This is a genomic window from Halomonas sp. 707D4, assembly GCF_024158685.1.
Lineage (GTDB): Bacteria > Pseudomonadota > Gammaproteobacteria > Pseudomonadales > Halomonadaceae > Vreelandella.
In genome coordinates this window covers 1-7833 of the sequence record NZ_JAMZBD010000113.1, presented here as the reverse complement: position 1 = coordinate 7833, position 7833 = coordinate 1, and the positions used below count along the sequence as shown (strand labels likewise).

The 7833-nt window shown below is 65.3% G+C and carries 9 protein-coding genes; 8 read left to right on the top strand and 1 reads right to left on the bottom strand.

Annotated elements, in window-relative coordinates:
• The 8 genes from BIS11_RS06885 to BIS11_RS06850 all read left to right on the top strand — a co-directional run.
• A partial coding sequence (locus tag BIS11_RS06885) for an LrgB family protein (RefSeq protein WP_253585855.1) occupies positions 1–254 on the top strand: 254 nt, incomplete at its 5' end.
• Between the two features lie 66 nt (positions 255–320).
• On the top strand, positions 321–1364 hold the full coding sequence (locus BIS11_RS06880) for a type I glyceraldehyde-3-phosphate dehydrogenase (protein WP_253423480.1): 1044 nt from the start codon (positions 321–323) through the stop codon (positions 1362–1364).
• Between the two features lie 42 nt (positions 1365–1406).
• Entirely contained in the window at positions 1407–2576 is a 1170-nt protein-coding gene (locus tag BIS11_RS06875) for a phosphoglycerate kinase (RefSeq protein WP_253423477.1), read from the top strand.
• Between the two features lie 44 nt (positions 2577–2620).
• Positions 2621–3685, top strand: a complete 1065-nt coding sequence (gene fba / locus BIS11_RS06870) for a class II fructose-bisphosphate aldolase (protein ID WP_253423474.1) — start codon at positions 2621–2623, stop codon at positions 3683–3685.
• A gap of 145 nt (positions 3686–3830) precedes the next feature.
• Positions 3831–4175 carry a hypothetical protein gene (locus BIS11_RS06865; RefSeq protein WP_253423471.1) on the top strand — a complete coding sequence of 115 codons (345 nt, stop codon included), beginning with the start codon at positions 3831–3833 and terminating at the stop codon, positions 4173–4175.
• 214 nt (positions 4176–4389) lie between these two features.
• Positions 4390–5088, top strand: a complete 699-nt coding sequence (locus BIS11_RS06860; RefSeq protein ID WP_253423469.1) for an HAD family phosphatase — start codon at positions 4390–4392, stop codon at positions 5086–5088.
• A gap of 17 nt (positions 5089–5105) precedes the next feature.
• On the top strand, positions 5106–5480 hold the full coding sequence (locus BIS11_RS06855; protein WP_253423466.1) for a translation initiation factor Sui1: 375 nt from the start codon (positions 5106–5108) through the stop codon (positions 5478–5480).
• A gap of 54 nt (positions 5481–5534) precedes the next feature.
• The gene (locus BIS11_RS06850) at positions 5535–6443 is read left to right on the top strand and encodes a nuclease-related domain-containing protein (protein ID WP_253423463.1); all 909 of its coding nucleotides are present in this window, start codon (positions 5535–5537) and stop codon (positions 6441–6443) included.
• Position 6444: 1 nt separating this feature from the next.
• Here the strand turns inward: BIS11_RS06850 and BIS11_RS06845 are convergent, their stop codons facing one another.
• Positions 6445–7776 carry a deoxyguanosinetriphosphate triphosphohydrolase gene (locus tag BIS11_RS06845; RefSeq protein WP_253423460.1) on the bottom strand — a complete coding sequence of 444 codons (1332 nt, stop codon included), beginning with the start codon at positions 7774–7776 and terminating at the stop codon, positions 6445–6447.
• Positions 7777–7833 lie beyond the last annotated feature (57 nt).

Here is a 7833-nt window from a genome sequence, read left to right as displayed (position 1 = left end):
TGCTGGGGGCGCTGCTGGTGACCGGGGTAGCGACCGCCGCGTTCACCGGCCCCGCCGCGCGGTGGTTGAAGATCGAGGACGAGCGCATCATCGGCTTCGCCCTCGGGCTCAACGGCCACGCGATCGGCACCGTACGGGCCTTCGAGCTGAGCCCCGCCGCCGGCGCCTTCGCCTCGCTCGGCATGAGCCTGACCGGCATCTTCACCGCGCTTTTTCTGCCGCTCGCCTGGCACCTGGTAGGAGTCGGCCCTTGAAATACGCTATGATCACGCGAGCTTACGGCCGCCGCGCCATCACCCATTCCTGAAGAGCCGTCCTCCATGGCCGACCCCAACGCTGCCTATCGCATCGCCATCAACGGTTACGGCCGCATCGGCCAGTGCGTGCTGCGCGCGCTGGTCGAGCGTGGCCACCCGGAGCTCGAGATCGTGGCGATCAACGAGCTGTCGGATCTGGCCACGATCACTTACCTGACACGCTTCGACACCACCCACGGGCGCTTTCCCGGGGTCGTGGACAGCGACGGCGAGGCGCTGATCGTCGACGGTCGGCGGATTCAGGTGCTCAACGAGCCGGACCCGGCACGGCTTCCCTGGAAAGCGCTCGACATCGATCTGGTGCTCGAGTGTTCCGGCAGCTTCAAGGACCGCGCCACCGCCGAACGGCACATCGAGGCCGGCGCCAAGCGGCTCCTGTTCTCCCAGCCGGCGGAGAGCGATGTCGATGCCACCATCGTCTGGGGCATCAACCAGGACGCGCTGTCGCTCGACCAGCGCATCCTCTCGGCGGCGTCGTGTACCACCAATTGCCTGGTGCCGCTGCTGACCGTGCTCGACGAGGCGCTGGGTCTCGAGCACGGCGTGACCACCACCATTCACTCGGCGATGAACGACCAGCCGGTGATCGATGCCTACCACCAGACCGACCTGCGCCTGACCCGCTCGGCGATGCACTCGATCGTGCCGGTGGACACGGGCCTGGCCGTCGGCATCAGCCGCCTGATGCCCGCCCTCACCGGGCGCTTCGAGTGCCTGCACGTGCGCGTGCCGACCATCAACGTCTCGGCGATGGACGCCGCGCTCACCGTGAAGCGCGATACCGACGCCCAAGAGGTCAACGCGCTGCTCAAGGGCGTGGCCGAGGCGCGCCTGGCCGGCGTTCTGGGCTACACCGAGGCGCCGATGGCCTCGATCGACTTCAATCATGACCCGCACTCGGGCATTCTGGACGCCACGCAGACACGCGTCGCCGGCAAGCGCCTGGTGAAACTGCTCTGCTGGTTCGACAACGAGTGGGGCTTTGCCAATCGCATGCTGGATATCGCTCGACGCCTGGCCGCCCTCGAGGCCGGCCGAGACGCTTGAAGGCTCGCCGCTTCACCGTTCAACCACAAGGAAGCCGCTTAGATGAACGTGCAAAAGATGTCCGAACTGTCGCTGAAAGGGCAGCGTGTGCTGATCCGCGAGGATCTCAACGTGCCGATCAAGCAGGGCCGCGTATCGAGTGACGCGCGCCTGCGCGCCGCGCTGCCGACCATCCAGGCGGCGGTGAAGGCCGGTGCCAAGGTGATGCTGATGAGCCACCTGGGCCGGCCCACCGAAGGCGAGCGCGCCGAGGAGTTCTCGCTTGCGCCGGTCGCCCGCCACCTGGCCGAGCTGCTCGGCCAGCCCGTCGCGCTCTCGACCGACTACCTCGAAACCGCGCCCGCCCTCGAGGAGGGCGACGTGGTGCTGCTCGAGAACGTGCGCTTCAATAGCGGCGAGAAGAAGGACGACGAGGGCCTCGCCAAGCGCTACGCGGCGCTGTGCGACGTCTTCGTGATGGACGCCTTCGGCACCGCCCACCGCGCCCAGGCCTCGACCCACGGCGTTGCGCGCTTCGCGCCCACCGCCTGCGCGGGCCCGCTGCTCGCCGGCGAGCTCGAGGCGCTGGAAAAGGCCCTGGCCACGCCCAGGCGGCCGATGGTCGCCATCGTCGGCGGCTCGAAAGTGTCGACCAAGCTCGAAGTGCTCAACGCGCTGTCCGACAAGTGCGACCAGCTGATCGTCGGCGGCGGCATCGCCAATACCTTCATCGCCGCGGCGGGCTATAATGTCGGCAAGTCGCTTTACGAGGCGGAGCTGCTCGATCAGGCCAAGGCGCTGATGGCCAACGTCGACATCCCGATTCCCACCGACGTGGTGGTGGCGACCGAGTTCTCCGAGTCCGCCGAGGCGACGGTGAAGCCGGTCGATCAGGTCGCCGACGACGAGATGATCCTGGACATCGGCCCGGACACCGCCGGTCGCCTGGCGGGGCTCTTGAAGGACGCGGGCACGATCCTGTGGAACGGGCCGGTCGGCGTGTTCGAGATCGACCAGTTCGGCAAGGGCACCGAGGCGCTCTCGAAAGCCATCGCCGAAAGCCCGGCGTTCTCGATCGCCGGCGGCGGCGATACGCTGGCGGCGATCGACAAGTACGCCATCGGTGATCGCGTCTCCTACATCTCCACGGGCGGCGGCGCCTTCCTCGAGTACGTCGAGGGCAAGGCGCTTCCCGCCGTGACGGCGCTGGAAGCGGCCGCGCGCGGCGCCTGACCCTACATCCACCGATCCCAACCCCGACAACCCAAGGTGATTTCATGGCTTTGATCAGCATGCGTCAGATGCTCGACCACGCCGCCGAACGCGGCTACGGCATTCCGGCGTTCAACGTCAACAACCTCGAACAGATGCGCGCCATCATGGAAGCCGCGGACAAGACCGACTCGCCGGTGATCGTCCAGGCCTCGGCGGGCGCGCGCAAGTACGCCGGCGCCCCGTTCCTTCGCCACCTGATCCTGGCGGCGGTCGAGGAGTTCCCGCACATTCCGGTGGTGATGCACCAGGATCACGGTACAAGCCCGGCGGTCTGCCAGCGCTCGATCCAGCTCGGCTTCTCCTCGGTGATGATGGATGGCTCGCTCGGCGAAGACGGCAAGACGCCGACCGACTACGACTACAACGTCGACGTCACTCGCCGCACGGTCGAGATGGCTCACGCCTGTGGCGTTTCCGTCGAAGGCGAGCTTGGCTGCCTGGGTAGCCTCGAGACCGGCATGGCCGGTGAAGAGGACGGCATCGGCGCCGAGGGCAAGCTCGACATGGAGCAGCTTCTCACCGACCCGGAAGAGGCCGCCGAGTTCGTCAAGGCGACCCACGTCGACGCCCTGGCCATCGCCATCGGCACCAGCCACGGCGCCTACAAGTTCACCAAGCCGCCGACCGGCGATACGCTGTCGATCCAGCGCATCAAGGAGATCCACGCGCGCATTCCGGACACCCACCTGGTCATGCACGGCTCCTCTTCGGTGCCCCAGGAGTGGCTCGAGGTGATCAACCAGTACGGCGGCGAGATTCCGGAAACCTACGGCGTGCCGGTCGAGGAGATCGTTGAGGGCATCAAGCACGGCGTGCGCAAGGTCAACATCGACACCGACCTGCGCCTGGCCTCCACCGGCGCGGTGCGTCGCTTCATGGCCCAGAACCCGTCCGAGTTCGACCCGCGCAAGTTCCTGAAAGAGACCGTGACGGCCATGCGCGACCTGTGCATCGCCCGCTACGAGGCCTTCGGCACCGCCGGCAACGCAAGCCGGATCAAGCCGATCAGCCTGGACGCAATGTACGAGCGCTACGCGCGCGGCGAGCTGGACCCGAAGGTCAAGTAAGCCTTCTGCCCTGCTGAACGATGAAAGGCGGCCTCGGCCGCCTTTTTTATTTGCTCTGGCATGTCGACACCTTGCTGCATCGCAGCATCGGTGTAGTATGGCTTCATGTCGACTCCTTCACGCAAGCCAGCCGCAGGTAGCCACCATGAAACCTTCAGCCTCGCCGTTCTCAGCTCCTTTCCTGCCCATGATGGGCATCTACAGTGCCGGCATGATGGCGCTGGAGCTGTGGAGCACGTCGCTTTCGACGATCGCCCAGCGTCAGCACCTGTGGCAGACGCAGCCGTTCTTCAGCCCCTCGATGATGCTCGAGAACCAGCGCATGGTGACCGAGAAGATCGAGGCGAGCGTGGAAGCGAGCCTTGCAATGCAGAAGGCGTTCTTCGGCGCGCTCAACGGTCGCTATGCGCCCTGGTGGGTCACCAGCCAGCAGGCGCTCTCGCCCTATCACCGTCGCAGCCGCGCCAACTCGCGGCGACTGTCACGCTGACGCGGCATGCCATGCCGGGTGTAAACGCATGTAGCGATTTTGACGCTCTTTTTTCGAACATCACGACGTAACGGCGGTATTCGCACGCGGCAGTATCAGACGTTAGTTGCAAAAAAATTATAAAACAGTGTTCACAAAGGCCTGAAAATCTCGTTCAATAGGACGTTAGTCGGCTTTTCTCAACACAGGCAGCCTGCCGCTGCAAGGATCACCGATGCCGCTCCCACTTTTGTTGTTCGATTGTGATGGCACTTTGGTTGACAGCGAACCCCTTCTTGCCGAAGAGATGACGACGGCCTTGAACGCCGTGGGTCTTCCCTTCGAACCTCGCGACTACATGGGCGAATTTCGCGGCGCCCGCTTTCGCAACATCGTCGCCGAACTCCAGGCGCGCTTCGGCCCGGTGGATAGTGATGCCCTGGCCCGCGCCGAGCGCACCATGCGCGAAACCCTCGCCACCCGCCTGACCCAGGAGCTCACCACGCTGCCCGGCGCGCGCGACGCGCTCGACAAACTGCGCCATTTCCCCAGCGCCGTGGTTTCCAACGGTCCCGAAAGCAAGATCCAGGCGGCGTTGAAAGCCACCCGACTGACCGGCTATTTCGGCAAGCGCTTCTTCAGCGGCTATACCGCCAACTGCTGGAAGCCCGAACCCTGTCTTCACCTGCACGCAGCCAGTATCATGGGCTATAGCGCCGACGAGTGCATCGCCATCGACGATGCGCTGGTCGGCGTACGTGCGGCGCTCAAGGCCGGGATGACGGTGATTCACCTCAACCGCTTTCCCGACCGGGAAACCACCCCGGCCGGCGCCATCGAGATTCGCAGCATGCGCCAGGTCGCCGACGTGATCGAGCAACTGGCCTGCGAACACGAAGGCGCGGCGATGCCCGCCTATTCGTTTGGCAAGTAAACCAGTAGAGAAATCCCATGGCTTCATTACGTGACCAGCTGGGTGGTCTTGTATACTCAACCGACCAGGGCAAGACCTGCCCCGAATGCCGCGAGGCTATCGACCAGTGCCGCTGCGAGGACGACAGCGAGCAGGCGCGCCTGGCCGCCCTCGACGGCATCGTGCGCATTCGACGCGAGACCAGCGGGCGCAAGGGCAAGGGAGTGACGACTCTCAGCGGTATCGCGCTTCCCGCGAAGGAGCTCACGGCGCTGGCCAAGGAACTCAAGAAACGCTGCGGCACCGGCGGCGCGGTGAAGGACGGCGTCATCGAGATCCAGGGGGATCATCGTGATACGCTGAAGGCGGCGCTTGAGGCGATGGGCTACAAGGTCAAGCTGGCGGGAGGCTGAACGCGCGCCGGACGACAACCGCAGAGCGACTCTGCTTACCAGTAAGGCACTGCAATGGTTTGGCTGGAATACTTGCTACCGCTGATTTTCCTGTTCCCGATGGCGGCGATGGCCGGTATCGTCCTGGCGCTACGTAGCCTTCACGACGCGCGCGTCAAATCCCCCTTCGATGCGCCGCTGCGCGAACCCGGCCAGGCGCTTCGCCAACGCCTCGACCAGGCCTTTTCCAACCTGTTTCTCAACGGTGCGCTGGGGCCGATCGTAAGCCTCGCCCCGCTGGTCTACGGCATGGGCCGCATGCTCTTCGTGGTCCATCAGGAGTGGATGGAGTGGGCGCTGTATGGCCTTCTCAGCACGTTGCTGGTGGTGACGTTCTCGCTGCTGCTGATTCGCGACTACCAGCGCATCCGCCGGCTCAAGCTGGGCCTCGCCTGCGAGCTGGCGGTGGGCCAGGAGCTCGAGCGGCTGATCCGCCCGGAAGCGCACCCCTATTACGTGTTTCACGACGTGCCGACCGACAGTTTCACCATCGACCATGTGGTGGTCACGCCCCACGGCGTCTTCGTGGTGGAAACCCGCGCGCGGACGCTCGCCATCAGCACCGAAGGCAAGGAGCTCAACCGGGTGGTGGTCGAGCGCGAGCGACTGCGCTTTCCGCACTGGCAGGAGCGTCGCCCGCTGCACAAGACCCGCCAGGGCGTGAGCTGGCTGAGTCAGTGGCTGGAGCGACGCTGCGGCGTGCCCGTCAAGGTGAAGGGCGTGCTGGTGCTGCCCGGCTGGGAGGTGGATACCTCCGAGGCCTCGCCGGACATCCTGGTGGTCAGCGGCGAGCAGCTATCGCGTCAGTTGAGTGAATTGACGCCAGGGCCGCTCAGCGACGCCATCCACAGCAAGGTGATCCACGTACTGCTGGAGCGTTCGCGGCAGATGGAGCTCGCTCACCTGAGCAAGCCCTCGGTGTGAGCTAGTCGCCGCGCAGTCGCCCGCCCATCTCCTGAGCCAGATCCACCGCGTAGTGGTCGGTCATCCCGCCGATGAAATCGAGCATGCGCCGGTAGCTGTCGTAGAGCGTCCAGGAGGGTAGCGGCGTGTTCTCGCCGATCAGCGCCAGTACCCGCTGGTGCTTGAAGGAGCTCTGCCCGGTATGGTGCAGCTCGTGGGCAGCGCCAATGAACGCCTCGAGCAGAATGCCGAGCGTAGTGTAGGCGCCGATCTCGAGCTTCGCCTTGCGCTCGTTCTGGAAGATGCGTTCGCGGGCGAGCTGCTTGGCCGCCTGCACTCCCCAACCCAGATCCGGATGGCAAAGCTCCAGCAGGTCGTCGGAAAGCGTGCCGCTCAACAGCGCCTGCTCGTTCTGCACGAAGACACTGCCCACCTCGTTGACCGCCCGCTCCATGGCCGCGCCGCGCAGCAGCGCGATACGTCGGCGTTGGGAGACGTTGCGTTCGAGCATCGCCTGGTACTCCGGCGGAAACTCGCCGGCAATCTGGCGCAGGATCTCCACTACTTCCTCATAGCGCAGGATGCCCATCTCTAGCCCGTCTTCCAGGTCGAGCAGCGCGTAGCAGATATCGTCGGCCGCCTCGACAAGCCAGGCCAGCGGGTGGCGGCACCAGCGCTGCTCGCCTTGGGGCAGCAGCCCCACCGCTTCGGCCACCTCCTCGAGCAAGGGCTGTTCGGACTGGTAGCAGCCGAACTTGCCCATGCGCCCGCCGTAGCGCACCGTCCACGGGTACTTCAAGAGCGTACCGAGCGTGGCCGCCGAGAGGCGCATACCGCCGTTGAACTGGTTGTACTCGATCTGGGTGATGACGCGAAAGCCTTGGGCGTTGCCCTCGAACGTGAGCAGGTCTTCGCGCTCGGCGTCGGTCATGCCGTCGAGCAGCCCGCTTCCCTCGGCGCGGCGGAACCAGTCGCGAATGGCATACTCGCCGGCGTGGCCGAAAGGCGGGTTGCCGATGTCGTGGCCCAGGCAGGCGGTCTGCACGATCACGCCCAGATCCGCCGGGGTGATCCACTCCGGCAGGTGATCGCTCAGAAGCTCTCCCACGATCATGCCCAGCGAGCGCCCCACGCAGCCGACTTCCAGCGAATGGGTCAGGCGAGTGTGTATATGGTCGTTCTCGGTCAGCGGATGCACCTGGGTCTTGCGCCCCAGGCGGCGAAACGAGCCCGAGAAGACGATGCGGTCATGGTCCTTGTGAAACGGGGTGCGGCCGATCTCGCGATTGCTCGACGAGCGTTTGTCGTGCAGCCGGCGGGGCGAGAGCAGCTGCTCCCAGCGCATTTGGGTCATGGCAATCCTCCTTGAGAAATGCATTCTGGCACAAAAGTCGCCAGGACCGCACACCAG

What these genes read in the sequence shown, in the direction of transcription:
- fba (WP_253423474.1), top strand. Translation starts at nt 2,621, where the DNA reads ATGGCTTTGATCAGCATGCGTCAGATGCTCGACCACGCCGCCGAACGC.
- BIS11_RS06855 (WP_253423466.1), top strand. Translation starts at nt 5,106, where the DNA reads ATGGCTTCATTACGTGACCAGCTGGGTGGTCTTGTATACTCAACCGAC.
- BIS11_RS06880 (WP_253423480.1), top strand. Translation starts at nt 321, where the DNA reads ATGGCCGACCCCAACGCTGCCTATCGCATCGCCATCAACGGTTACGGC.
- BIS11_RS06845 (WP_253423460.1), bottom strand. Translation starts at nt 7,776, where the DNA reads ATGACCCAAATGCGCTGGGAGCAGCTGCTCTCGCCCCGCCGGCTGCAC.
- BIS11_RS06860 (WP_253423469.1), top strand. Translation starts at nt 4,390, where the DNA reads ATGCCGCTCCCACTTTTGTTGTTCGATTGTGATGGCACTTTGGTTGAC.
- BIS11_RS06875 (WP_253423477.1), top strand. Translation starts at nt 1,407, where the DNA reads ATGAACGTGCAAAAGATGTCCGAACTGTCGCTGAAAGGGCAGCGTGTG.
- BIS11_RS06850 (WP_253423463.1), top strand. Translation starts at nt 5,535, where the DNA reads ATGGTTTGGCTGGAATACTTGCTACCGCTGATTTTCCTGTTCCCGATG.
- BIS11_RS06865 (WP_253423471.1), top strand. Translation starts at nt 3,831, where the DNA reads ATGAAACCTTCAGCCTCGCCGTTCTCAGCTCCTTTCCTGCCCATGATG.